Origin of the sequence: Microbacterium sp. (assembly GCF_049650565.1) — a bacterium.
GTDB lineage: Bacteria > Actinomycetota > Actinomycetes > Actinomycetales > Microbacteriaceae > Microbacterium.
Window position 1 is genome coordinate 15,275 of the sequence record NZ_JBASAK010000032.1, and the last position, 24,445, is coordinate 39,719.

Here is a 24,445-nt window from a genome sequence, read left to right on the forward strand (position 1 = left end):
GCTCAGTCGAGCTCCTCGATGGCCTGCTCCAGCCGCTCGATCTTGGCGTCCAGCTCACCGCTGAAGCCGGGGCGGATGTCGGCCTTGAGCACCAGCGACACCCGCGACCCGAACGGCATGACGGCCTCGGTGGCGCGCTTGACGACATCCATCACGGTGTCCCAGTCGGGGCCCTCGACCTCGGTGAACATGCTGGTGGTGCGGTGCGGGAGGCCGGATTCCCGGACCACGCGCACGGCGGCGGCGACCGCGTCGTGCACGGAGTCCCCGGAACGGCCGTTGCCGGATGGTGCGACTGAGAAGGCGACGAGCATGATTCTTCCTCCGGTGTTGCTCAGCGGGTTGCGATCACGGGAGCGACCGGTGCGCGCGGGATGCCGCGCGCGGCATGGATCAGCAGGACGACGAGCAGCAGGTTGCGCACGCTGAGGAGCAGGACGGGCAGCGCGTCGGCGCGCAGCAGGGCGTCGTAGGTGAGCGGGTAGATCGTGAACGTCAGGACGCACAGCACCAGCACCAGCACCGCGGCGGTCTGGGCGCGTGCCCGGTCGAACACGAACCACAGGACCACCGGCGCGATCAGCCAGGAGTGGAACTGCGGCGAGCCGACCTTGTTGGTCACCATCAGCCCCGTCACCAGCGCCAGCGCCAGCGGCGGCAGCAGCCGCTGCCATGCCGCACCCGCCCGTGCGCGGAGCACGCCCAGCACCAGGACGCCCGCGACCACGACGATCATCAGCACCGCGAGCGCCGAGGAGACGGCATCTGCTCCGGGGGCGGCGATCTGGAAGGTGAGGATGTCGTGGCTGTACTCGATCCGCGCCGCACCGAACACCGCCTGCCACAGGAACGGCGTGGCGGCGACGGCCTCGATCTGCAGACCGCGGCCGGTCTGCGCGGTCAGGAAGCCGAACACGTGTTCCCCCGCCCCCAGCAGCAGGAGCAGCACGACGATGGAGATCGAGACGGATGCGGCGGTCGCGAGCACCCGCCAGGCACGTCTGCCCGCGGCGACGGCCGCCAGCGCCAGGGCACCCGGCCAGATCTTCACCCACGCGCCGATGGTCAGCAGCACGGTGCCGGTGCGGGGGTGCTGCGCGAGCCAAAGACCGCCTGCCACCGCCAGCGGCACGGTGATCGCGTCGATCCGGTACATGGCGATCGGCCCCAGCAGCACGAGTGCGGCGGTCCAGAACCAGCCGGCGATGCGGCGACGCCGCGTGCCGCCGCGCCGCACGAGCGTCGCGAAGCCCAGCGCGTCGCACAGGGTCACCAGCAGCGCCCATCCGATCAGGTAGGCGCCCAGCTTGCCGAAGGCGACGACGAACGGCACGGCCAGCAGCTGTGCGAGGAGCATGGGCGCGAGTGCGAGCTGCGGATATACCCAGTCCTCGGTGATCCCGACGATGTCGTGGCCGCCGAGCGCCGCCGACGACCACGGCTGGTACACCAGCACCACGTCGCCCATGGGCTGGCTGGGCAGCACCCAGCCCAGCCATGCCACCAGCACGTGCGCGGCGAGGAATGCTCCCCACAGCACTACGGAACGCCTGCGCCTCGCCCTCATCGTGGGGTCGCCGCCGTCACGCGATCAGCTCCGCGATGGTGGCGGGCAGCGCCTCGGCCACGTCCATCGCGACGATCGGATGCCCGATGGCGCCGTCCTGCGCGCCGGATGCCCGTGCCGCGGCCGCTCCATGCAGCCATGCTGCCGCGGCCGCCGTGTGGGCGAGGGGCCGCTCGGGGTTGGCCGCGATCAACGCGCCGAGGATGCCCGCCAGCACGTCGCCGGTGCCCGCCGTGGACAGCCAGGCCGGGCCGTTGCCGACGATGAGGGACTCCGCATCCGGGGCGGCGACGACGGTGCGCGCACCCTTGCTCAGCACCACCGCGCCGAGGGCCGAGGCGGTCTCCTCAGCCTCGGCGACGCGGCGGTCATCGCCGGCGAGGCTGTCCCTGGGCTCGAGTCCGAGGCGCGCGCGCAGTGCTGCGAGTTCGCCGGCGTGCGGGGTCAGCACCAGCGGCGCCACGGCGCCCTGCGCGAGGTCGAGCGCCCCGGCGTCCACCACCACCGGATCCGTGCCCGCCAGGATGCGGCGCAGCTCGATCTCCTCGTGCTCGCCGCCCTGCGCGGCATCCGTGCCCGAGCCGATCACCCAAGCACCCACGCGGGTGCGCCCGAGCTCCTGGGCCGCGACGGTCTCCGGGCGCCGGGCCAGGACGGCATCCGCGGCGCCGCCCAGGTACCGCACATACCCCGCACCGGCACGCCAGGCGGCTTCGACGCCGAGCACCGCGGCGCCCGGGTATGCGGCCGAGCCCGTGCGCAGCGCGACGACTCCGCGGGAGTACTTGTCGTCGTCCGCCGTGGGGACGCGCAGGAAGCCCGCGGTGTCGGTCCTGGTCCACGCACGCGTCATGACTCAACGCTAGCGCGCCGATGCCGCGCCGCCAGCAGGTAGCGTCGAGATGTGACCCTGCTCTTCGCACCGCTGTCCTTCCGCTCCCGCACGTTCCGCAACAGGCTGTGGGTGTCGCCCATGTGCATGTACAGCGCGGTGGACGGCGTGCCGCAGCGCTGGCACCGTACGCACCTGGCGCAGTTCGCCTCCGGAGGCGCGGGCCTGATCATGGCCGAGGCCACCGGCGTCGTCCCGGAGGGTCGCATCTCCCCTCGCGACACCGGGATCTGGTCCGACGAGCAGCGCGACGTGTGGGCGCAGATCGTCTCCGACGTGCACGAGCGCGGCGGCATGATCGGCATCCAGCTCGCACACGCCGGACGGATGGCGTCCACCTGGTGGCCGTGGGCCTCGCAGCGCGGATCCGTGCCCGTCGCCGAGGGCGGCTGGCCGACGGTCGCGCCGTCGGCGATCGCCTTTGAAGGCTATGCCGCGCCCGGGGCGCTGGACGCCGACGGGATCGAGCGGGTCGTGACCGGGTTCGCCGACGCCGCGGGACGGGCGGTGGATGCCGGATTCGACGTGCTCGAGGTGCACGCCGCACACGGCTACCTGCTGCACGAGTTCCTCTCCCCGCTCAGCAACGCCCGCGAGGACGAGTACGGCGGGTCGCTGGAGAACCGCGCGCGCCTGCTGCTGCGCGCGGTGCGAGTCGTGCGCGAGGTCGCCGGCGAGGACCTTCCCGTGTTCGTGCGGCTCTCGGCCACGGACTGGGCCGAGGGCGGGTTCACCCCGGAGGAGGCCGCGCAGGTGGGCCGATGGGTCGTGGATGCCGGCGCCGACCTCGTCGACGTGTCCAGCGGCGGCATCCTCGCCGGTGTCCAGGTCGAGTACCGCCCGGGGTTCCAGGTGCCGTTCGCGGCGAGCATCCGCTCCACAGGTCGGGTGCCGACGGCGGCCGTCGGTCTGATCTCGTCCGGAGCGCACGCCGAGGAGGTGCTCTCCTCGGGAGCCGCGGATGCCGTGTTCGCGGGCCGCGAGTGGCTGCGCGACCCGCACTTCGGCTTGCGGGCCGCGCATGAACTGGGCGCCGAGGTGCCCTGGCCGCCGCAGTACCAGCGCGCGCACTGGCGCGACTGACGCATCAGCGGCCGTGGCCGCTCGCGTCAGCGGCCGTGACGGCTCGCCTCACCGGCCGTGGCCGCGGCGCGTGGCGTCCTGCACCTCGCCGACCAGCTCCTCGAGGATGTCCTCCAGGAACAGCACCGCGGTGGTCTCCCCGGCGGCATTCCGCACCTTCGCAAGATGACGGCCCGCACGGCGCATGGCCGCCAGCGCATCCTCCAGGTCGGTGTCCTCCTGCACGGGGATCATGTGGTGGATCCGCTTGGCCGGCAGCGGCGCGTCCAGGTTCTCGTCGGAGTCCAGGGCGGCGCGGAGCACGTCCTTCAGATGCACGTAGCCGACCGTCTGCTGCTCGTCGTCGACGATCACGTACCGCGAGAAGCCGTAGCGCGAGACCGCGCGCTCCACATCGGCGGGGCTGGCCGTCTCGGGCAGGGTGATCAGGTCGGCCAGCGGCACGGCGACATCGCGGGCCTTCTTGTCCGTGAACTCCACGGCGGCGGCGACCGCCCCGGAGCTGTCCTCCAGCACGCCCTCGCGGCGCGAGCGGTCCACGATGGTCGCGACCTCCTCGATCGTGAACGTCGAGGCGGCCTCGTCCTTCGGCTCCACGCCGAACATCCTCAGCACGATGTTCGCCGAGCCGTTCAGCACCCTGATCACGTGCCGGAACACGCGGGAGATCCACACCAGCGGCGGCGCGAGGATCAGCACTGCGCGGTCGGGCACCGAGAACGCGAGGTTCTTCGGCACCATCTCGCCGAAGACGACGTGCAGGAACGACACCAGTGCCAGGGTGACCGCGAACGCGAGCACTCCGATGAGCGCCGGATCCCAGCCCAGCGCGTGCATGGGGATCTCCAGGAGGTGGTGGATCGCCGGCTCGGAGACGTTCAGGATCAGCAGCGAGCAGATGGTGATACCCAGCTGCGAGGTCGCCAGCATGAGCGTGGCGTGCTCCATCGCGTACAGGGCCGTCTTCGCCGCTCGGGAACCGCGCTCGGCCAGCGGCTCGATCTGCGATCTGCGCGAGGAGATCACGGCGAACTCGCCGCCGACGAAGAACGCGTTGCCCAGCAGCAGCACGACCAGCCATACCAGGCCCGCCCAGTCGCTCATCGGTCCGCCTCCGTCTCGTCGGTCGCCGACACCGGGTCGGTGACGTAGCGGATGCGGTCGATGCGACGGCCGTCCATGTGCACGACGCTCAGCGTGCCGGTCTCGATGCGCACCTGGTCGCCCTGCGCGGGCACCCGCTCCAGGACGCTCATCATGTAGCCGGCGACGGTGTCGTAGACTTCGCCCTCCGGCACCTCGATGCCGGTGCGGGCCCGCAGCTCATCGGGGCGCAGCTCGCCGGGGAACGTGATGGAGTCCACGCGGCGCACGATCCCCGCACGGGAGCGGTCGTGCTCGTCGAAGACCTCGCCCACGATCTCCTCGATGAGATCCTCCAGGGTCACGATGCCGGCGGTGCCGCCGTACTCGTCCACGACGATGGCCATCTGGTAGCCCTTGGAGCGCAGCTCGGCGACCAGCACGTCCAGGTGCACGGTCTCGGGCACGCGCAGCGGTTCGGTGCTGAGCGCCCCGACGGGCACCTCCAGCCGCTTCTCGCGCGGCACGCCCACGGCGGCCTTCACGTGCACGACTCCCGTGATGTCGTCGAGGTCGTCGTCGTAGACGGGAAACCTGCTGTGGCCCGTGCTGCGGGCCAGGCGGATGACGTCGTCGGCGCTGTCGCCCACGGAGATCGCGTGCATGCTGGGCCGGGGCGTCATGATGTCGTCGGCCGTGAGGCGGGCGAACGTCAGACTGCGATCCAGCAGCGTGGCGGTGTCCTCCTCCAGCACGCCCTGGCTGGCCGATCGGCGCACGAGCGAGGACAGCTCCTCCGCGCTGCGCGCGCCGGAGAGCTCCTCCTTGGGCTCGATGCCCATGGCGCGCAGCACCGCATTGGCGCTGCCGTTCAGCAGCATCACGGCGGGCTTGAACACCACCGTGAACGCGGTCTGGAACGGAATCACGAACTTCGCCGTCGCGACGGGAAGCGCGAGCGCGAAGTTCTTCGGCACCAGCTCCCCGAGGATCATCGACAGGAACGTCGCCACCAGCATCGACACCGTCACCGAGATGGGCACCGCCACGGCGTCCGGTGCCCCCCACGCCTCCAGCAGCGGCGCCAGCAGCTTCGAGATCGCCGGCTCCATGGTGTACCCGGTCAGCAGCGTGGTCAGAGTGATGCCCAGCTGCGCCGAGGACAGGTGCGTCGAGGTGATCTTCAGTGCGCGGATGGTCAGCATCAGCCGGGGCTCGCCGCGCGCCTGACGCGCCTCCAGCTCGGCGCGATCCAGATTGACCAGTGCGAACTCGCTGGCCACGAACAGACCGGTTCCGACGATGAGCAGGAGCCCCACGCCCAGCAGCACGTACTCCATCAGGTGAAGTCCTCGTCGATCGCGAGGTGCGGGAGGTGGGGCCTGCGACTACAAGAGGGAGGGTCGTCCATGGTGCGCTCGATCTTACCGAATCCGGCTGGGAGCACGGGCGTCGGCCTGAGCGGCGCCCCGCGCTACCAGCTGACCGGGAGCGCTTTGCCCTCCTCGTAGCCGGAGGCGGACTGCAGGCCGACCAGGGCTCGGTCGTGGAACTCGGGGACCGTGGCGGCCCCGGCATAGGTGAACGAGGAGCGCACGCCCGAGGTGATCATGTCCAGCAGGTCCTCCACGCCGGGGCGCAGCGGGTCGAGATAGATCATCGACGACGAGATGCCCTCCGCGAACAACTCCTTGCGCGCCCGCTCGTAGGCGTCCAGCCGGCCGAACCGCGCCTGCACGGCCTTGGTTGAGGCCATGCCCCAGGACTCCTTGTACGCGCGCCCCTCGGCGTCGTGCAGCAGCTCGCCGGGCGCCTCGATCGTGCCCGCGAACCAGGACCCGACCATCACCGACGACGCTCCGGCGGCGAGCGCGAGCGCGACGTCGCGCGGGTAGCGCACTCCCCCGTCGGCCCACACGTGCGCGCCGACCTCGCGGGCGGCCTGCGCGGTCTCCAGCACGGCGGAGAACTGCGGGCGGCCGACGGCGGTCATCATGCGCGTCGTGCACATCGCGCCGGGCCCGACGCCGACCTTCAGGATCGATGCGCCGGCGAGGACCAGGTCCTGCACGCCATCGGCGGTGACGATGTTGCCCGCCGCGATGGGGATGCCCAGGCCCAGCCTCGAGACCTCCTCGAGCGCACGCAGCATTCCCTCCTGGTGGCCGTGGGCGGTGTCGACCACCAGCACGTCCACACCGGCCGATGCCAGCGCCCTGGCCTTCTCGGCGATGTCGCCGTTGATGCCGACCGCGGCCGCGACGGCCAGGCGTCCGGACGCGTCCACGGCCGGGCGGTACAGGCTCGAACGCAGCGCGGTGCGCGGGGTCAGTGTGCCGACGACGTGCCCGCGATCGAGCACCAGCACCATCTCGGCGTCCGCGGCCGCGATGGCGTCGAAGGCCGCCCTGCCCTCGCCGATGTCCTCGGCCGACACCGCCAGCGGCTCGGCATGCACGAGGTCGCCGAGTGCGGCATCCGGCAGCGCGGTCGCCAGCCGCGGTGCGGGCAGGATGCCGAGCACGTCGGAGCGCTCGAGCGCCTCATCGCCGGTGTGCGAGGCGACGACGATCCCGTGCCCCGGCGTCGCCGGAAGCAGGCGCAGTGCATCCGCGACAGTCGCGCCGGGCGCGAGCACCAGCGGCGTGTCCCAGCGCACCGGCTGGCGCTTGACCCAGCGGATCGCGGCATCCAGCTCCTGCAGCGGCAGATCCTGCGGCAGCACGCCCAGGCCGCCCCGACGGGCGAGCGTGGCCGCCAGGCGGGGCCCGGTGACCGAGTTCATGTTCGACGAGACCAGCGGAATGGTCGCGGGCGTGCCGTCGTCGGGTGCCAGATCCACGCTCAGACGACTGGTGACCGCGGAACGCCGTGGCACCAGGAACACGTCGGAGTAGGTCAGATCGACCGCGGGCTGCTCGCCGGAGAACTTCATACCGCCACGCTACCGCGCGCGGATGCGGGAACCGCCTGGCAGGGGCGCATTCCGGTCGGTGTTTGGCATTAGGCTTGATCACTGATACTCGTGTGCGACCCGATGCACTCAGCAACCGAGCCGCACGCACAGCTTCAGTGACGAAAGAGGGCGGTAAAGCGTGTCGAACCAGGTGACCGGCGTCAATGGCGACGGGGGGTTCGGAGCCAATTCCTGGCTCGTGGACGAGCTGTACGAGCAGTTCAAGCAGGATCGCAACTCCGTCGACAAGGAGTGGTGGCCGATTCTGGAGAACTACACTCCGGATGCCGCCGCGGCAGCGCCCGCGGCGACCGCCCAGGCCGCTCCGGCGCAGGTCGCCAACCCGGTGACCGCACCCATCCCCGTGATCGGCGCGCAGCCCGTGGCGCGCACCACCACCAAGCCCGCGAAGCAGGCCCCGATCCCCGCCCAGGCGCCCAAGCCGCAGGCCAAGGACGAGACCTCCACCAGTGAGGACAAGGTCACGCCGCTGCGCGGCATGCCCAAGACCCTCGCGGCCAACATGGACCAGTCGCTGACCGTCCCAACGGCCACCAGCGCGCGCACCGTGCCCGCCAAGCTGATGATCGACAACCGCATCGTCATCAACAACCACATGGCCCGCACCCGCGGCGGCAAGGTCTCCTTCACGCACCTGATCGGCTGGGCGCTGATCCAGACGCTCAAGGAGTTCCCCAGCCAGAACGTGTTCTACGCCGAGGTCGACGGCAAGCCCTCGGTCGTGGCCCCCGCGCACGTGAACCTCGGCATCGCCGTGGACGTGCCCAAGCCCGACGGCTCCCGTGCACTGCTGGTGCCCAGCATCAAGCGCGCCGACACGATGACCTTCGGCGAGTACCTCACCTCGTACGAGGACATCATCGCCCGGGCACGCACCAACAAGCTCACCGCCGCCGACTTCGCCGGCACCACGGTCTCGCTCACCAACCCCGGCGGCATCGGCACCGTGCACTCCGTGCCGCGCCTGATGAAGGGCCAGGGCTGCATCATCGGCGCCGGCGCCCTGAACTACCCGGCCGAGTTCCAGGGCTCCAGCCCCAAGGTGCTCACCGAGCTGGGCATCGGCAAGATCATCACCCTCACCAGCACCTACGACCACCGCGTCATCCAGGGCGCCGGCTCGGGCGAGTTCCTGAAGAAGGTGCACGAGCTGCTGATCGGCGAGCGCGGCTTCTACGACGACATCTTCGCCGCGTTGCGCATCCCCTACCAGCCCATCCGCTGGAACTCCGACATCTCCGTCGACCTGGCCGAGCGCGTCGACAAGCAGTCCCGCGTGCAGGAGCTCATCAACTCCTACCGCGTGCGCGGCCACCTGATGGCCGACATCGACCCGCTGGAGTACGTGCAGCGCTCGCACCCCGACCTGGAGATCGAGAGCCACGGCCTGACCTTCTGGGATCTGGACCGCGAGTTCGTCACCGGCGGCTTCGGCGGCAAGCGCGTGATGAAGCTGCGCGACATCCTGGGCGTGCTGCGCGACTCGTACTGCCGCACGATCGGCATCGAGTACATGCACATCCAGGACCCAGAGCAGCGCCGCTGGTTCCAGGAGAAGGTCGAGGTCAAGTACGTCAAGCCCGGGCACGACGAGCAGTTGCGCGTGCTCAGCAAGCTCAACGAGGCCGAGGCGTTCGAGACCTTCCTGCAGACGAAGTTCGTCGGCCAGAAGCGCTTCTCGCTCGAGGGCGGCGAGTCACTCATCCCGCTGCTGGACGAGATCCTGCAGGGAGCAGCGGATGCCGGCATGGACGGCGCCACGATCGGAATGGCGCACCGCGGCCGCCTCAACGCGCTCACCAACATCGCGGGCAAGACCTACGGCCAGGTCTTCCGCGAGTTCGAGGGCACCCTCACACCCGGCAACCAGCGCGGTTCCGGCGATGTGAAGTACCACGTCGGCACGAAGGGCACCTTCGTCGCCCAGGACGGCGCCGAGCTGCCGGTGTACCTGGCCGCGAACCCGTCGCACCTGGAGACCGTGGACGGCGTGCTCGAGGGCATCGCCCGCGCCAAGCAGGACCGCAAGCCCATCGGCACCTTCACCTGGCTGCCCATCCTCGTGCACGGCGATGCCGCGTTCGCGGGTCAGGGCGTGGTCGTGGAGACCCTGCAGATGTCGCAGCTGCGCGGCTACCGCACCGGCGGCACCGTGCACATCGTCGTCAACAATCAGGTGGGCTTCACCACCCTGCCCAACGACTCGCGCAGCTCGGTCTACGCCACTGACGTGGCCAAGACCATCCAGGCGCCGATCTTCCATGTGAACGGCGACGACCCGGAGTCGGTCGTGCACGTCGCGCGGATCGCGTTCGAGTACCGCAACCGCTTCCACCGCGACGTGGTCATCGATCTCGTCTGCTACCGACGCCGCGGTCACAACGAGGGCGACGACCCGTCGATGACCCAGCCGCTGATGACCGACCTGATCCAGGCCAAGCGCTCGGTGCGCAAGCTGTACACCGAGGCCCTGGTCGGACGAGGCGACATCACCCAGGAGGAGTACGACCAGGCCAAGGCCGACTTCCAGAACCGCCTGGAGATCGCCTTCGCCGAGACGCACGCCGCCGAGACCGGCGCCACGCCCATCGCTCCCGAGCTGATCCCCGTGGACGACCAGGTCGGCGCCCCCGATGTGACGGGCGTGCCGCTGGAGGTCATCCACCTCATCGGGGACGCGCACGCCAACAAGCCCGAGGGCTTCACCGTGCACCCCAAGCTGGACAAGCAGCTGCAGAAGCGCGTGAGCATGAGCCGCGACGGCGGCATCGACTGGGGCTTCGGCGAGCTGCTCGCATTCGGCTCCCTGCTCGTCGAGGGCACCGTGGTGCGCCTGGCCGGTCAGGACTCCCGCCGCGGCACGTTCGTGCAGCGCCACGCCGTGCTGCACGACCGCGTGAACGGCCAGGAGTGGCTGCCGCTGGCGAACCTCTCCGCCGGCCAGGGCCGCTTCTTCGTGTACGACTCCCTGCTCAGCGAATACGCGGCACTGGCCTTCGAGTACGGCTACTCGGTGGAGAACACCGAGGCGCTGGTGCTCTGGGAGGCGCAGTTCGGCGACTTCGTCAACGGCGCGCAGTCGGTCATCGACGAGTACGTCTCCGCGGCCGAGCAGAAATGGGGCCAGCAGTCCGGTCTCGTCATGCTGCTGCCGCACGGCTATGAGGGTCAGGGGCCCGACCACTCCTCGGCGCGCATGGAGCGCTTCCTGCAGCTGTGCGCGCAGGACAACATGGTCGTCGCCCGCCCGTCCACGCCCGCGTCGTACTTCCACCTGCTGCGCCGTCAGGCCTATGCGAAGCCCCGCAAGCCGCTGATCGTCTTCACCCCCAAGTCGATGCTGCGCCTGCGGAGTGCGACCAGCCAGGTCGAGGAGTTCACCAGCGGCCGCTTCGAGCCGGTCATCGACGACAGCCGCGACATCGATCGCAACGCCGTCAAGCGCGTGATCGTGCACTCCGGCAAGATCCACTGGGATCTGGTCAGCGAGCTCGAGAAGAACCCGAACCCCCAGATCGCCCTGGTGCGCCTGGAGCAGTTCTACCCGACGCCGATCGACGCGCTGAAGGCCATCACGGACTCGTACCCGAACGCCGAGCTGGTCTGGGCCCAGGACGAGCCCGAGAACCAGGGCGCCTGGCCGTTCCTGGCTCTCGCGTTCACCGACGTCCCCGGCCCGCGCCAGTTCCGTGCCGTCTCGCGCCCGGCGGCGGCATCGCCGTCGACCGGCTCGTCGAAGGTGCACGCCGTCGAGCAGGCCGCCCTGCTGAAGGCCGCACTCACGCTCGACTGAGCAGTCTGCGGATTCGAGAACGCCGCCTCCCTGATCGGAGGCGGCGTTCTTCGTGCGATCGGGTTCAGTACCAGATGCCGAGCGTCGGGGCGGGATCGGTGCGGAACGCCCGGCTCAGCGCGAGAACGGCGGATGCTGAGCCCTGCACGCGCCCGGCGGCGGCCAGCTGCGTGAGCGGGACTCCGCCGGCATAGATCGCGGACAGCTCGGCGACGCCCAGTACGACGTCCGGTGCGGCATCCGCCGGCTCCACAGCCGCAGTGCCGGAGGCGTCGACGCGCACCCGCCAGCTGCCATCCGCGAAACCGTACGGGTCGTCCACGCGCACCACGATGTCGGCGGATGCGCTGTACGCGCGCGCCTGAAGCGCCGCGGGCACATCCAGGACACGCAGCCAGCCGTGATCGTGCACGGTCAGCTCGACCGCACGCTGATCCGCGACCAGGTGCGGGATCGGGTCGTCGACGGGCCGCAAGTCCGCCTCGACGCGGTCGACGAGGTCGTGGTTCACCGCGAATCCCCACAGTGCGCGCAGTGCATCGTCGGTCTCGGCCTCCAGGTGGCGGATGCGCAGGATGCTGCGGAACGAGGCCGGGGCGTCCTTGAACGAGTACGCCATCGCGCCGCGCACCTCGCCGTCGGCGTCCACGTACCGCACGCCGCGCACCGAGGCATCCTTCTTCTCCTCGTCACCGCCCAGTCCGGACAGGCCCATCCAGCGCCGCCGCCAGCCGGGGACCTGACCGGCGCGACCCAGACGGGCGCGCTCGTGCACGATCTGGACCTCGCGCGCCACCGCGGCGGGCTCGACGTACTCCACCTGTCCCGGAACCTCCGCGGGGCGCCAGCCGGCGCGCGCGGTGTCGATCACGATGCGCGCGACCGGCACGGCGGAGCCGAAGCCGTAGCGGCCGTAGATGGTCGCCTCCGACACGGTGAGCCCCGCCAGTGGCACGCCGGCCGCGCTGGCAGAGCGCAGCTCGCCCTCGAGCAGGTTCCGCGCGATGCCGCGACGGCGGTGCGTGCCGGCGACGGTCACCATGCTGATGGACCACATCGGAACGGTGCCACCCGGCACGCTCATCGGCGCGACCCACGAGTTCACGGTGGCGACGGGAAGCGCCTCCGGTGGCGCCGACTGCTCGTAGACGCCGATGCTGCGGCGCTCGCGCCAGGTCTCGCGCATGGGCACGATCTCGGCATCCGTCGGAGCCGGTCCCAGGAATCCGCGCTCGGCCGCGCGGGCGAAGGGCACAGCGAGGGCATCGTCATCCATGTCGACGACGCGGTAGTCGAATCCGCTCGCACGCAGCCGCGCTTCGGATTCGGGGTCGACGGAGACGGTGCGCGCATCGATGAGGTTCACCCGATCAGACTACCCACCGCGTCGAGGCGACCGCCGTCGTCAGTGCGCTGCGGTCTGCGCCTCGCGCAGACGGGCGAACACCTGCGCCCGCAGTTCCTCGGGGGCTGTCTCCTTGCAGGCGCGGGCGACGACCTCGGTGAGGGTCGTCGCGACCAGCGCCTCGCTCCTGCAGACCTCGCAGTTCTCGAGGTGCTCGCGGATCTCCGAGTGCTCGGTCGTGCAGATCTCGTTGCGGAGGTATTCCTCGAGATCTTTTCGCGCTTTCGCGCAGCCGCAGTCGGTCATCTGGTGCTCCTTGGTTCAGCCGCGGCGATTCCCCGCTCCGCGGCATAGTCTGCCAGCAGCTCCCGCAGCATGCGCCTGCCTCGGTGCAGGCGGCTCATCACGGTGCCGATGGGGGTCTTCATGATGTCTGCGATCTCCTGATAGGAGAATCCCTCGACGTCGGCGAGGTACACCGCCAGGCGGAAGTCCTCGGGCACCTGCTGCAGCGCGTCCTTGACCGCGGATGCCGGCATCCGGTCGATGGCCTCGGCCTCGGCCGATCGACTGTGAGACGCCGTGGTCGACTCCGCGCCTCCCAGCTGCCAGTCCTCGAGATCGTCGATCGTGCCCTGATACGGCTCGCGCTGACGCTTGCGGTAGATGTTGATGTACGTGTTGGTGAGGATGCGGTACAGCCACGCCTTCAGGTTCGTGCCCTGCGAGAACGAGGCCCATGCGGCGTACGCCTTCACGAACGTCTCCTGCACGAGGTCAGCCGCATCGGCGGGATTGCGCGTCATGCGCATCGCCGCCGCGTAGAGCTGATCCATGAAGGGGATCGCCTGCTCCTCGAAATCCCGTCGAGGGTCTGCGGTTGTCGTCTCATCCATCACCGGCCAGTCTAGGCGGGCCGGTGCGTCCGCAGAGAAGGATCCGACGGCGTCGAGCAGCATCGTTGACATCCGTCACCTCCATCTCGCGTGTCTCGGGCTTCACTAGGCTAAGAACCGATGAGCACCCAACGGTATTCCCCCACCCCCACGCGCGGCTCCTACCGTGCGCCGGAGAGCGGAGCGCCGGTGGCCGCCACCGTCACGATCCCCGGTTCGAAGTCGCTCACCAACCGTGAGCTGATGATCGCCGCGATCGCCGACGGACCAGGGCGTCTGCTGCATCCGCTGCACTCCGATGACTCCGCCCGGATGGTGGACGCGCTGCGTCTGCTCGGCATCGGCATCGAGGAGGTGCCCGGCGACGGCGGCTTCGGCCCCGACCTGCTGGTCACCCCCGCGCCGCTCACCGGCGGCAACAGCATCGACTGCGGACAGGCGGGCACCGTGATGCGGTTCATCGCGCCTCTGGCGGGCCTGGCGACCCAGGACGTGCATCTGACCGCGCACGCGAGTGCCCTGCACAGGCCCATGGGAGCCCTGATCACCGGACTGCGCGACCTCGGAGTCGACATCGATGACGAGGGCACCTGGTCATTGCCGTTCATCGTGCACGGGCACGGCCGCGTCCGCGGCGGACGCGTCGAGATCGACGCCTCCAGTTCGAGCCAGTTCATCTCGGGGCTGCTGCTGGCTGCTCCGCGCTTCGACGTGGGCCTGCACCTGGTGCACATCGGCGAGCACCTGCCGAGCCTGCCGCACATCGACATGACCATCGAGTCGCTCAGCCGACGGGGCATCCGCATCGAGCGTCCCGCGGTGGGCGAATGGGTCGTCGAGGCGGGGATCCCGCGCGCGAAGGACGTCACGATCGAGCCTGACCTCTCCAATGCCGCGCCGTTCCTGGCCGCGGCGCTCGTCACGGGCGGAGAGGTCACGGTGGCTGACTGGCCGCTGCACTCCACGCAGCCCGGTGCCCTGCTGCCGGACATCCTGCACGCTCTGGGCGCGCACACCAGCCGGCATGCCGGCGCCCTCACCGTGCGCGCCGGCGACGGCATCCGCGGCCTGGATCTGGATCTGTCCGCAGCCAGCGAGCTCACGCCGACCATCGCCGGGCTCGCGGTCTTCGCTGACGGACCCACCACGATCCGCGGCGTGGCACACATCCGCACGCACGAGACCGATCGCATCGCGGCCCTGGTGAGCAACATCCGCGCGCTCGGCGGCGACGCCGAGGAGCTCCCGGACGGGTTGCGGATCACCCCGCGACCGCTGCACGGCGGCATCTGGCCCGCGCACCACGATCACCGGATGGCCACCACCGGCGCGCTGATCGGCCTGGCCGTGCCGGGTGTGGAGATCGACGACATCGGGACGACGGCCAAGACGCTGCCGGAGTTCGTGCAGCTCTGGGAGCGGATGCTGACGGGCGAGACCACGTGAGCTGGCTGGGCGACGACGGCGAGGAGCTCGAGGAGTACGAGGAGTACGACGAGAGCAGCGTCCGGACCCGCCCGAATCCGAAGGCCAATCGGCCCCGGACCAAGCGTCGTCCTGCCCATGCGGATGCCGAGATCGGCCGCATCCTGGGAGTGGACCGCGGTCGTTACAGCGTGCTGATCCGCGAGGACCGTCCCGACGAGCACATGATCACTGCGACGCGCGCGCGCGAGCTGCGGCGCACGCCCATCGTCACCGGTGACCGCGCACGCGTGGTCGGCGACACGTCCGGCGCCGAGGGCACCCTCGCCCGCATCGTGGGCCTCACCGACCGCACCTCGTTGCTGCGCCGCAGCGCCGACGACACAGACCAGGTCGAGCGAGTCATCGTCGCCAACGCCGATCAGATGCTGATCGTCGTGGCGGCGGCCGATCCGGAGCCGCGCGCCCGGCTCGTCGATCGCTATCTCGTGGCGGCACTGGATGCCGGCATCCGTCCGCTGCTGGTGGTGACCAAGACCGACCTGGCCGACCCGGCCGAGTTCCTGCGGCATTTCGACGGACTTGACCTGCGGGTGTTCACCTCGGCCCCCGGGCGCATGCCGACAAGCGAGATCGGCGCCGCGCTGATCGGTCACGCCACGGTGTTCGTCGGGCACTCGGGCGTGGGCAAGTCCACCCTGGTGAACGCGCTGGTGCCCGGTGCCGACAGGGCCACGGGGCACGTCAACGAGGTCACCGGGCGCGGGCGGCACACCTCCTCCTCCACGATCTCGCTGCGCTATGTCGACCGCGCCGGACGGGGCTGGGTGATCGACACCCCCGGTGTGCGCTCGTTCGGCCTGGGGCACGTGGAGCGGGCAGGCATCCTCGCCGCCTACACGGAGCTGGCAGAGATCGCCGAGGAGTGCCCGCGCGGGTGCACGCATCTGCCGGATGCCTCCGACTGCGCGCTCAACGAGGCCGCCGCCGCGGGCGAGCTGAACGAGGCGGGGCTCGCGCGGCTGGAATCCCTGCAGCGGCTGCTGGCCACGTTCGGCGGATAGGCTGGAGCGCATGACTGCGACGCGCCTGGAACCCGGAACGACCGCCCCCGACTTCACGCTGCTGGACCAGGACGAGAAGCCCGTGTCGCTGTCCGATCTGCGTGGACAGAAGGTCATCCTGTACTTCTATCCGGCCGCGATGACGCCCGGCTGCACCACCCAGGCCTGCGACTTCCGCGACAGCATCTCCTCCCTGCAGGGCGCCGGGTACACGGTCGTCGGCGTCTCCCGCGACACCCCCGCCAAGCTGCGCGAATTCCGCGAGCGCGACGCGCTGACCTTCGAGCTGCTCAGCGACCCCGATCACGCCGTGCACAGCTCCTACGGCGTGTGGGGCGAGAAGATGAACTACGGCAAGGTCGTCGAGGGCGTGATCCGCTCCACATTCGTCCTCGATGAGCAGGGCGTCGTCACCACCGCGCAGTACAACGTCAAGGCCACCGGGCACGTCGCCAGGCTGCGGAAGACCCTCGGCATCGACGCCTGATCCCGCTCAGTCGCCCGAGGACTCGTCCGTCCCGTCCTCGCGACGGTGCAGGCGCGGATCAGCGGCGCCCTCGCGGCGCACCGTGGCGATGAGCGCGACCAGTCCGACCGCTCCCGCGAGCCCGAGCACGAGCACGAACAGCCACGGGACCGGGCGGATGCTGCTCAGCGCGGCCAGCGCCAGCGCGATCTGGAGCACCTGCAGCACGATGCCGCCCGAGCGCGCCCACGAGGCGTGACGAAGCGTGCCGACCGCGAATGCGATGAGCCCGGCGGCTCCGACCAGGGTGAGCGCGATGAGCGCCAGGCCGCTGGCCGTCGACGACGCGCCGCCCTCCCCCAGTGCGAACAGCTCGAGCACCGCGATGACGACGAGAGCCGCACCCTCGAGCACCAGCACGGCTGCGGCGAGCACCGCGGTTCGGAACCTGGCCACCGGCACTCTCCTCAGCACAGACGTCAAGAGTCGTGCAAAAACCCTTGATTTCACTTTGTTTCTGTAACACAATGGATAAAGCCATGTGCTCCCACATCGGAGTGGGGCGGGCGCGCAGCCCGCATGACCAGGGTAGCCGACTCTCGATCCGCTTCCTGAACTCGAGTGCCGCCCGAGCGGCCACCACACCGAACATCAATCACGAGGAGCCATCAATGGACTGGCGCGACAAAGCGGCCTGCCTTACCGTCGACCCTGAGCTGTTCTTCCCGGTGGGGAACACCGGACCGGCCGTCGATCAGATCGAGAAGGCGAAGGCCGTCTGCGCCACCTGCACCGTCACGGAGATCTGCCTGCAGTACGCCCTGGAATCCGGCCAGGACTCCGGCGTGTGGGGCGGTCTCTCCGAGGACGAGCGTCGTGCACTGAAGCGCCGCGCGGCCCGCGCCCGCCGTGCCGGCTGACCCACGGCATCCGATGACGAAGCGCCGGTCTCCCTGCGGAGAGCCGGCGCTTCTCGCGTGAGCGGACGGAGCCTCAGGCGGCGATCCAGCGCATCGGGATCTCGATGGTCACCTGCGTGCCCTCGCCCTCGCTGCCCTGCCACTCGATCGACCCCGAGAGTTCGCCCTGGATGAGAGTGCGCACGATCTGCGTGCCGAGCCCCTGCCCCACCCGCCCCTCCGGCAGACCGAGGCCGGTGTCGGTGACCGTGACGCGCAGCTGCTCGTCGGTGCGGGTGGCCTCGATGCGGACGATGCCCTCCCGGCCCGCCAGCCCGTGCTCGACGGCGTTGGTGACGACCTCGGTGAGGGCCAGCGCGAGGGGCGTGGCGTATTCACTGGGCAGCATGCCGAAGCGACCCTCCAGCTGCGTGCGGGCGCGCGTGTTGGGAGCCGCCGCCACCTCGGCCACGAGCTTGAGCACGCGGTCGAACACGTCGTCGAAATCGACGGTCTGCGACAGGCCGCTGGCCAGGGTGTCGTGCACGACGGCGATCGACTCCACCCGGCGCATGGCCTGCGTCAGCGCCTCACGGGCGTCGTCGGAGCGCGTGCGCCGGGCCTGGATGCGCAGCAGCGAGGCCACAGTCTGCAGGTTGTTCTTGACGCGGTGGTGGATCTCGCGGATCGTGGCGTCCTTGGTGATGAGCTCCTGCTCCTGATGCCGCAGTTCGGAGACATCGCGGCACAGCACGATCGCGCCGATGCGCGTGCCGTGGTCGCGCAGCGGGATCGCGCGCAGTGAGACCGTCACTCCCCGGGCCTCCATGTCGGTGCGCCAGGGTGCGCGCCCGGTGACCACCACCGGCAGCGACTCGTCGACCTGGCGCGAGGGCGGCACGATGCGCGTAGTGACCTCGGCCAGCGACTCGCCCTCCAGCTCGTCGTCGAAGCCCATCCGGTTGAACGCCGACAGCGCGTTGGGGCTGGCGAAGGTCGTGATCCCGTCGACGTCCAGCCGGATCAGGCCGTCGGATGCCCGGGGCGCGCCGCGCCGCGGAGCGGTGGGCGCGGACAGGTCGGGGAACTCCCCCGAGGTGATCATGCGGAACAGGTCGTTCGCGCACTCGTCGAAGCTGATCTGCTGGCGCGACGGCATCCGAGCCTCGCCCAGGTTGGTGTGCCGGGTGATCACGCCCAGCACGATGTGCTCCTCCTGCTTGCGCAGGATCGGCACGGCGCGCACGCGCGTGGGCGTCTCCTCGAACCAGTCCGGCGACGACGAGTCCACGATCTCGCCGGACTCGAACGCGGCCTGCACCTGGGTGCGCCACTGCGGACGCACCTTCTCGCCGACGATGTCACGGTAGAAGAGGGTTGCCGCGCCCGAGGGGCGGGAGTGCGCGACAGCGATGAACGACCCGTCTGCGGTCTGGATCCACATCACGATGTCCGCGGAGGCGAGATCCGCCAGCAGCTGGCCGTCGCCCGCGAGGCGATGCAGCCACTCGACGTCGGCGTCCTTCAGGCGGCCCTGGGCGTGTGCGAGATCACTGAGCGTTGACACCCGCTCAGCCTACTGGGCGTGAGTGCCCCGGCCGATGGACGCGGCGGCCATGGCCGGTGGACCGGCCGGCGGATCGGTGCGCGTCGGTCACAGCACGGCGAAGGAGCTGGCCCGCCACCTGCCGTCGAGCCCCTCGAGCCGCACGGCGACGGCCCTGGTGCGTCCGGGCCCCGCGACCACGATGGCGGCCTCGACGATGCCGTCGACCGGCTGGGTGACGCGAATGGACAGGATCTGAAAGGTCGGCCGTGCGGGCGCCAGTCCCCGCGCACTGCGAGCGCGTGCGGAGAGGTTCGCACGCGTGGCGAGGGCCCGGAACGCGTCCTCGCTGAGCCAGCGCGCGAGCTGATCCACCTCGCGGATGCCCGCCAGCACCTCGAGCGCGCCGCGGGTGAGTCCCCGCAGCAGCGGAACGGGATCGGGCAGTGCCGACGAAGAGGTCGGCTGCGGTGCGAAGTACTCGCTGGACAGCATCGTCATAGTGCTCGATCCCCCCGGGTCGTGGCAGTTCCGTATAGACATCTCGATTGCGAACTCCCCTGAATTACAGCACGTGAGGGGCTTCGGCGGAAGGCGAACCGGAATATCTGTGGATAACCCGCACGCGGACCCGCTGCATTCGCCTACGCTCATTCGCGTGGATTGGGATCATCTCTTCGACGACCTGGAGAGCCAGCTCGCGGCCGAGTGGGAAGCCGAACGCGCAGCTCTGGACGCGGAGTCCGAGCGGCTGCGCATCGCCAAGCTGTCGCTGCGAGAGCGCCTGCGCACGATGACCGCCGGCGCCTCCCGCGCGGCCGTCGAGCTCACCGGCGGGGAGCGCTGGGACTGCACGCTGCGCGTGATCGGCGCGGACTGGATCGGGGTCTCCACACCCGACGACCGGCGACTGCGCCTGATACCGCTGACCGCGATCACGGGCGTCGCCGTCGATCACGGCACGCTGCTGGCGTCGTTGGCCGAAGGGACCTCGGATGCCCCGGGTGCCGCGCTGCGCGAGCGCATGTCGCTCGGCTTCGTGCTCCGGGACCTGGCCAGACGCCGGACCCCCGTCACGCTGGCGCGGCGCGACGGCGACCCGCAGCACGGCACCATCGACCGCGCCGGCGTCGACCACCTGGACGTCGCCCTGCACGATGCCGGCGATCCGCGACGCGCTCGCGCAGTGCACGGCTTCCGGATCGTGCCGCTGGATGCCGTGGCGTGGGTGCGCATCGAGCGCGGCGACTCCGCCGCGTCCTGAGAGCCCGGCGCGCCGGCCCGGCCGGCGGTCGCCCCCGGCGAGCGATCAGCCCCGGTGATAGGGCGTCGTCCCCCACACCTCGGGGAAGCTGGCCTCGTTGGCCTGGCGCCACAGCGCGCTGCGCCGGGCGTCCTCGGCCTGCTCGGCCAGGTAATCGGCGATCGATGCCTCCTCGACGCGCCAGCGCGGTGGAGAGCCGAGCTGGGATCCGCGCAGACGCCCCTCCTGCACGAGATGGATGACTTCGTCCACCTCGATGCTCATCAACTCTGCGACCTGCGCGGGTGCGAGGAAGCGAGGAGCCATGTCGGATGCGTCGGGCATGCGTTCATTCTTCCCTGCCGCGCGGGTTTCCGCTCCTGAGAATCAGCCCTGTGGATAACTTTTCGGACCCGATGACGGAATCTGCGACGATGCCTGCATGACGTCCTCCCATGCCCGCAGACCGTTCTTCGGCGATCTGCGCTTCCTCATCGGTCTCGTGCTGGTGATCGTGTCCGTCGCAGGCGTATGGATGCTGGTCTCCTCATCGCGGCGGACGACGCCCGTCCTGCAGGCCTCGCACACCCTCGTACCGGGTGAGAGCGTGGACTCCGGTGACTTCCAGGTGGTCGAGGTGGGGCTGAACGCGCTGACCGACGCCTATCTCGCCCCGCAGGACCTGCACAAGGGCGCCGTCGTCACGCGCACGCTGCCGAAGGGTGAGCTCGTCCCCCGCTCCGGCGTCGGCGATGAGAAGGACTCCCACGTGACGACGGTCGTCGTCAGCAGCACGGCGATCCCCGCCGGCGTGCGCGCAGGATCGGCCGTCGAACTGTGGCACGCCCCGCTGCTCGAGGACGGCCGCACGCCCGACACCCCCAGGATCCTCGTCGGCAATGCCGTCGTGTCGAGCGTGTCCGAGGCCGAGGGGATGCTCAGCCAGAGCCGCACGGACGTGGAGGTGGTGATCGACCGCGCCGACGTCGGTGACGTGCTGGCCGCGATCACCGGCGGGTCCACGATCTCGATCGTTCCGGCAGGAGCCGGCTCGTGACCGTGCTTCTGCTGTGCGCGGCCGACGAGGCCGCCGGGATGCTGGCCGCCGATCTGGAGCTGGAGGGAGCGCACGTCACGCGCATCGACGCGGCCCAGCTGAGCACGGCATCTCTGATCGGCGTGGATGCGCTGCTGGTCGCACCGACGCGTGCGATGACCCGCGAGTTGGTCGGGGCCTGTGATCGATCCGGCGTGCGCGTGCTGCTGATCGGCCCGGCCGACTCCCGCTCGGCGATGCGCCTGGGCCTTCCCGCACCGCTCCCCTACGACACACCGGCCGATCAGGTGCTGCGAGCTCTGGAGTCCGGCCCGGCCGCTGCCCCCGTCGCCCCCGCGTCGCGCGTCATCGCCGTGTGGGGTCCGCACGGCGCGCCAGGGCGCTCGACCGTGGCGATCCAGCTGGCAGTGGAACTCTCCAGGTCCGGAGCGCGCACAGCGCTCGTCGATGCCGACAGCGTCGCGCCGTCGCTCGCGCTGCAGCTCGGACTCGACGACGACAGTCCGGGACTGGCCGCGGCCTGCCGCCGCGCCGAGCTGGGGCTGCTGGACGCTGCGGAGCTGTCGCGGCTGTCGACGCCCGTGGAGACGTCCGGCGGCATGATCGAGGTGCTCAGCGGCCTGAATCGCCCCAGCAGATGGCCGGAACTGGGCGCGGCCCGCGTGCGCACGACGCTGAACACCTGCAGGTCGTGGACGCAGGCCACGGTCGTCGACGTCGCGGCGGAGCTGGACGCCGAGGACGACGGACTGGACCCGGGTGCACCACCGCGCCACGCCGCGACCGCCGCGGCGCTGATGGAGGCCGATGCCGTGGTGGCTGTGCTGTCGGCGGATCCGCTGGGCGTCAGCCGGTTCGTGCGCGAACATGCCGAACTGCGGCATCTGCTGGGCGGGACGCCGGTCACGGTCGTCGCCAACCGCGTGCGCCCCGGTCCGCTCGGCATCGACGCCCGAGGACAGATCCGGCGCACGCTGGACCGGTTCGCGGGCATCGGTGAGGTGGCGTTCCTGCCCGAGGATCAGCGTGCGGCGGACGCGGCAGCCCTGCACGCGCGCGCCATCGCCGACGTGTCGCCCCGGTCGCCGCTGGTCACGGCGGTGCGCCGGGTGGCGTCGGGTCTCGGCGCGCGGGCCGAGGTCACTGCCGGTAGCTCGCGAGAAAGTTCCCGAGCCGCTCGACGGCGGCGCTGAGCACGCGCGCCTCGGGCAGCGTCACGACACGCAGGTGATCGGGCGTGGGCCAGTTGAACCCGGTGCCCTGCACCAGCAGGATCTTCTCCGAGACCAGCAGGTCGTACACGAGCTTGGCGTCGTCGTGGATCTCGTGCACCTCAGGGTCCAGCCGCGGGAACGCGTAGAGCGCGCCCTGCGGCTTCACGCAGCTGACGCCGGGGATCGAGGAGAGCCCCTCCCAGGCGATGTCGCGCTGCTCGTGCAGCCGCCCGGAGGGGGCGATGAGCGTGTCGATGGACTGCACGCCTCCGAGCGCCGCCTGCACGGCGTGCTGCGCGGGCACGTTCGGACACAGCCTCGTCGAGGCCAGCAGCGTGATCCCCTCCAGGAACCCCCTGGCGTGCGCCTTGGGCCCGGTGATGACGAGCCAGCCGGAGCGGTACCCCGCCACGCGGTACGTCTTGGACAGTCCGTTGAACGTCAGGCACAGCAGGTCGGGCGCCAGCGTGGCCGTCGGTGTGTGCACGGCACCGTCGAACAGTATGCGGTCGTAGATCTCGTCCGAGAGCAGCAGCAGCTCGTTCTCGCGGGCGATCTGCACGATCCCCTGCAGCACCTCGCGGGAGTACACCACGCCCGTGGGGTTGTTGGGGTTGATGATCACGATGGCCTTGGTGTGCGGCGTGATCTTCGCGCGGATGTCTTCGAGGTCGGGTTGCCAGCCGTTCTCCTCGTCGCACAGGTAGTGCACCGGGGTGCCGCCCGCCAGCGAGGTCATGGCCGTCCACAGCGGGTAGTCCGGCGCGGGGATCAGCACCTCGTCGCCCTGGTCCAGCAGCGCCTGCATGACCATCGTGATCAATTCGGAGACGCCGTTGCCCAGGAACACGTCATCCGGATCGAAGCGCGGGAAGCCGGGGATCTGCTCGTAGCGGCTGACCACCGCGCGGCGGGCGGAGATGATGCCCTTGCTGTCGCTGTAGCCGTGCGCGGTCGGCAGTGCCGCCAGCATGTCGTGCACGATCTGGTGCGGGGCCTCGAAGCCGAAGGTGGCGGGGTTGCCGGTGTTCAGCTTGAGGATCTGGTGGCCCTCGGACTCCAGCCGCGCCGCCTCGACCAGTGCCTTGCCGCGGATCTCATAGAGGACGTTCTTGAGCTTGGACGACTGGTCCAGGGTTCGGCGGGTCATCCGCCAATGCTACCCGCCGCGCCGGGGGCGTCAGTCCGCGACGACGGGGACCGACCCGGTGCGCAGCGCCTCGGCGCGGGCCAGTCGGTCGCCGCGGATGCTCTGCACGTGCTCGTGCGCCAGCTGAGCGGCCCTGTCGCCGTCCCCGTCGCGGATCGCCTCGTGCAGCGCCACGTGCTCGTCGGCGATATGGCTCAGGTCGTCGTGCTGCGCCAGCTCCCAGCGAAGCCGGCTGCGGATGCTGCCCATCAGGTCGGCGAGCAGCCGATTGCCCGCCAGTTCCACGACGATCTCGTGGAACTCGGCCGCCGCGCCGATGGTCGATGGCGCGGCCGAGATGGCCCTGCGCAGTCGTTCGGCGCCCTCCTCGCTGCGCCGCTCTGCGGCGAGGCGCGCAGCCATCGGCTCGAGCACCTGCCGCACCTCGTCGAGGTCGGCGAGGTCCTCCTGCGTGAACTCCCGTACGATGGCCCAGGTGCGCGGGCGCAGCTCGACGAGCCCCTCCATCGCCAGGGCCTTCAGGGCGCTCCGCACGGGCACGCGGCTGACGCCGTACTCCGAAGCAAGATCCCGCTCGATCAGGCGGCTTCCCGGACTCCGCGCTCCCCTGACGATCGCATCACGCAGCCACGACGCGACTCTCGTCGATTCGAGTTCACGCTCCTGTGCCCTGTTCACGTGCTCATCCTTGCATGACAGCGGGGAGCACCGGCCACCGCCACCACCTGCCGTGCATGACGAAGGC

At 70.5% G+C, this 24,445-nt stretch carries 24 protein-coding genes; 9 read left to right on the top strand and 15 right to left on the bottom strand.

Annotated features, from left to right (window positions below):
- Positions 1 to 2: 2 nt before the first annotated feature.
- The 3 genes from WA967_RS05780 to WA967_RS05790 are packed head-to-tail and all read right to left on the bottom strand — an operon-like array spanning position 3 to position 2,420.
- On the bottom strand, positions 3 to 314 hold the full coding sequence (locus tag WA967_RS05780) for a thiamine-binding protein (protein WP_424419973.1): 312 nt from the start codon (positions 312 to 314) through the stop codon (positions 3 to 5).
- Positions 315 to 334: 20 nt separating this feature from the next.
- Positions 335 to 1,540 (bottom strand): hypothetical protein, encoded by a 1,206-nt coding sequence (locus tag WA967_RS05785; RefSeq protein ID WP_424419975.1) that lies wholly within the window; start codon positions 1,538 to 1,540, stop codon positions 335 to 337.
- Positions 1,541 to 1,583: 43 nt separating this feature from the next.
- Complete coding sequence (locus WA967_RS05790) at positions 1,584 to 2,420, bottom strand: ADP-dependent NAD(P)H-hydrate dehydratase (RefSeq protein WP_424419977.1); 837 nt, start codon at positions 2,418 to 2,420, stop codon at positions 1,584 to 1,586.
- A 51-nt stretch (positions 2,421 to 2,471) separates the two neighbouring features.
- Here WA967_RS05790 and WA967_RS05795 point away from each other — a divergent pair, with 51 nt between their 5' ends.
- Positions 2,472 to 3,542 carry an NADH:flavin oxidoreductase/NADH oxidase gene (locus WA967_RS05795; RefSeq protein WP_424419979.1) on the top strand — a complete coding sequence of 357 codons (1,071 nt, stop codon included), beginning with the start codon at positions 2,472 to 2,474 and terminating at the stop codon, positions 3,540 to 3,542.
- 48 nt (positions 3,543 to 3,590) lie between these two features.
- On the opposite strand, the gene WA967_RS05800 is transcribed toward WA967_RS05795, so the two are convergent.
- From WA967_RS05800 to WA967_RS05810, 3 genes are all read right to left on the bottom strand, one after another.
- Positions 3,591 to 4,646 carry a hemolysin family protein gene (locus WA967_RS05800; protein ID WP_424419981.1) on the bottom strand — a complete coding sequence of 352 codons (1,056 nt, stop codon included), beginning with the start codon at positions 4,644 to 4,646 and terminating at the stop codon, positions 3,591 to 3,593.
- The gene (locus WA967_RS05805) at positions 4,643 to 5,965 is read right to left on the bottom strand and encodes a hemolysin family protein (RefSeq protein WP_424419983.1); all 1,323 of its coding nucleotides are present in this window, start codon (positions 5,963 to 5,965) and stop codon (positions 4,643 to 4,645) included. Before WA967_RS05805 ends, WA967_RS05800 begins: the two co-directional genes overlap by 4 nt.
- A 134-nt stretch (positions 5,966 to 6,099) precedes the next feature.
- Positions 6,100 to 7,560: a GuaB1 family IMP dehydrogenase-related protein gene (locus WA967_RS05810; protein WP_424419985.1), complete on the bottom strand. Its 1,461-nt coding sequence runs from the start codon at positions 7,558 to 7,560 to the stop codon at positions 6,100 to 6,102.
- Between the two features lie 160 nt (positions 7,561 to 7,720).
- On the opposite strand from WA967_RS05810, the gene WA967_RS05815 reads away from it, so the two are divergent.
- Positions 7,721 to 11,395 (top strand): multifunctional oxoglutarate decarboxylase/oxoglutarate dehydrogenase thiamine pyrophosphate-binding subunit/dihydrolipoyllysine-residue succinyltransferase subunit, encoded by a 3,675-nt coding sequence (locus tag WA967_RS05815; protein ID WP_424419986.1) that lies wholly within the window; start codon positions 7,721 to 7,723, stop codon positions 11,393 to 11,395.
- Between the two features lie 64 nt (positions 11,396 to 11,459).
- Here WA967_RS05815 and WA967_RS05820 read toward each other — a convergent pair whose 3' ends face one another.
- From WA967_RS05820 to WA967_RS05830, 3 genes are read right to left on the bottom strand one after another with little or no spacing between them, the layout of a single operon-like run.
- Positions 11,460 to 12,761 (bottom strand): GNAT family N-acetyltransferase, encoded by a 1,302-nt coding sequence (locus WA967_RS05820; protein WP_424419988.1) that lies wholly within the window; start codon positions 12,759 to 12,761, stop codon positions 11,460 to 11,462.
- 39 nt (positions 12,762 to 12,800) lie between these two features.
- On the bottom strand, positions 12,801 to 13,046 hold the full coding sequence (locus WA967_RS05825) for a zf-HC2 domain-containing protein (RefSeq protein ID WP_424419989.1): 246 nt from the start codon (positions 13,044 to 13,046) through the stop codon (positions 12,801 to 12,803).
- Positions 13,043 to 13,636: a sigma-70 family RNA polymerase sigma factor gene (locus WA967_RS05830; RefSeq protein WP_424419991.1), complete on the bottom strand. Its 594-nt coding sequence runs from the start codon at positions 13,634 to 13,636 to the stop codon at positions 13,043 to 13,045. Before WA967_RS05830 ends, WA967_RS05825 begins: the two co-directional genes overlap by 4 nt.
- A 120-nt stretch (positions 13,637 to 13,756) precedes the next feature.
- Here WA967_RS05830 and aroA point away from each other — a divergent pair, with 120 nt between their 5' ends.
- Genes aroA through bcp form a run of 3 tightly spaced genes read left to right on the top strand, consistent with a single transcriptional unit; the run spans position 13,757 to position 16,612 of the window.
- Complete coding sequence (aroA, locus tag WA967_RS05835) at positions 13,757 to 15,082, top strand: 3-phosphoshikimate 1-carboxyvinyltransferase (RefSeq protein WP_424419993.1); 1,326 nt, start codon at positions 13,757 to 13,759, stop codon at positions 15,080 to 15,082.
- Complete coding sequence (gene rsgA / locus WA967_RS05840; protein ID WP_424419995.1) at positions 15,079 to 16,125, top strand: ribosome small subunit-dependent GTPase A; 1,047 nt, start codon at positions 15,079 to 15,081, stop codon at positions 16,123 to 16,125. Before aroA ends, rsgA begins: the two co-directional genes overlap by 4 nt.
- A 10-nt stretch (positions 16,126 to 16,135) precedes the next feature.
- Positions 16,136 to 16,612, top strand: coding sequence for a thioredoxin-dependent thiol peroxidase (gene bcp, locus WA967_RS05845; RefSeq protein ID WP_424419997.1), 477 nt, complete (start codon positions 16,136 to 16,138; stop codon positions 16,610 to 16,612).
- Between the two features lie 6 nt (positions 16,613 to 16,618).
- Here bcp and WA967_RS05850 read toward each other — a convergent pair whose 3' ends face one another.
- On the bottom strand, positions 16,619 to 17,047 hold the full coding sequence (locus WA967_RS05850) for a hypothetical protein (protein ID WP_424419999.1): 429 nt from the start codon (positions 17,045 to 17,047) through the stop codon (positions 16,619 to 16,621).
- Between the two features lie 215 nt (positions 17,048 to 17,262).
- On the opposite strand from WA967_RS05850, the gene WA967_RS05855 reads away from it, so the two are divergent.
- Positions 17,263 to 17,511: a WhiB family transcriptional regulator gene (locus WA967_RS05855; RefSeq protein ID WP_071641453.1), complete on the top strand. Its 249-nt coding sequence runs from the start codon at positions 17,263 to 17,265 to the stop codon at positions 17,509 to 17,511.
- 73 nt (positions 17,512 to 17,584) lie between these two features.
- Here WA967_RS05855 and WA967_RS05860 read toward each other — a convergent pair whose 3' ends face one another.
- Both WA967_RS05860 and WA967_RS05865 read right to left on the bottom strand, forming a co-directional pair.
- Positions 17,585 to 19,057, bottom strand: coding sequence for a sensor histidine kinase (locus WA967_RS05860; protein ID WP_424420002.1), 1,473 nt, complete (start codon positions 19,055 to 19,057; stop codon positions 17,585 to 17,587).
- A gap of 87 nt (positions 19,058 to 19,144) precedes the next feature.
- Positions 19,145 to 19,531, bottom strand: coding sequence for an Rv3235 family protein (locus WA967_RS05865; protein WP_424420037.1), 387 nt, complete (start codon positions 19,529 to 19,531; stop codon positions 19,145 to 19,147).
- A gap of 163 nt (positions 19,532 to 19,694) precedes the next feature.
- Between WA967_RS05865 and WA967_RS05870 the strand changes: the two genes are divergently transcribed.
- A complete protein-coding gene (locus tag WA967_RS05870; protein ID WP_424420004.1) occupies positions 19,695 to 20,300 on the top strand; it encodes a hypothetical protein in 606 nt (201 codons plus the stop codon).
- Positions 20,301 to 20,345: 45 nt separating this feature from the next.
- Here the strand turns inward: WA967_RS05870 and WA967_RS05875 are convergent, their stop codons facing one another.
- The gene (locus tag WA967_RS05875) at positions 20,346 to 20,624 is read right to left on the bottom strand and encodes a helix-turn-helix domain-containing protein (protein WP_424420006.1); all 279 of its coding nucleotides are present in this window, start codon (positions 20,622 to 20,624) and stop codon (positions 20,346 to 20,348) included.
- A 97-nt stretch (positions 20,625 to 20,721) separates the two neighbouring features.
- On the opposite strand from WA967_RS05875, the gene WA967_RS05880 reads away from it, so the two are divergent.
- Both WA967_RS05880 and WA967_RS05885 read left to right on the top strand, forming a co-directional pair.
- A complete protein-coding gene (locus tag WA967_RS05880) occupies positions 20,722 to 21,336 on the top strand; it encodes an SAF domain-containing protein (RefSeq protein ID WP_424420008.1) in 615 nt (204 codons plus the stop codon).
- Positions 21,333 to 22,529, top strand: coding sequence for an AAA family ATPase (locus WA967_RS05885; protein ID WP_424420009.1), 1,197 nt, complete (start codon positions 21,333 to 21,335; stop codon positions 22,527 to 22,529). Before WA967_RS05880 ends, WA967_RS05885 begins: the two co-directional genes overlap by 4 nt.
- On the opposite strand, the gene WA967_RS05890 is transcribed toward WA967_RS05885, so the two are convergent.
- The gene (locus WA967_RS05890) at positions 22,477 to 23,700 is read right to left on the bottom strand and encodes a pyridoxal phosphate-dependent aminotransferase (RefSeq protein ID WP_424420011.1); all 1,224 of its coding nucleotides are present in this window, start codon (positions 23,698 to 23,700) and stop codon (positions 22,477 to 22,479) included. The two genes, WA967_RS05885 and WA967_RS05890, sit on opposite strands and share 53 nt — an antisense overlap.
- Before the next feature lie 30 nt (positions 23,701 to 23,730).
- Complete coding sequence (locus WA967_RS05895) at positions 23,731 to 24,378, bottom strand: GntR family transcriptional regulator (RefSeq protein ID WP_424420013.1); 648 nt, start codon at positions 24,376 to 24,378, stop codon at positions 23,731 to 23,733.
- Between the last annotated feature and the right edge of the window lie 67 nt (positions 24,379 to 24,445).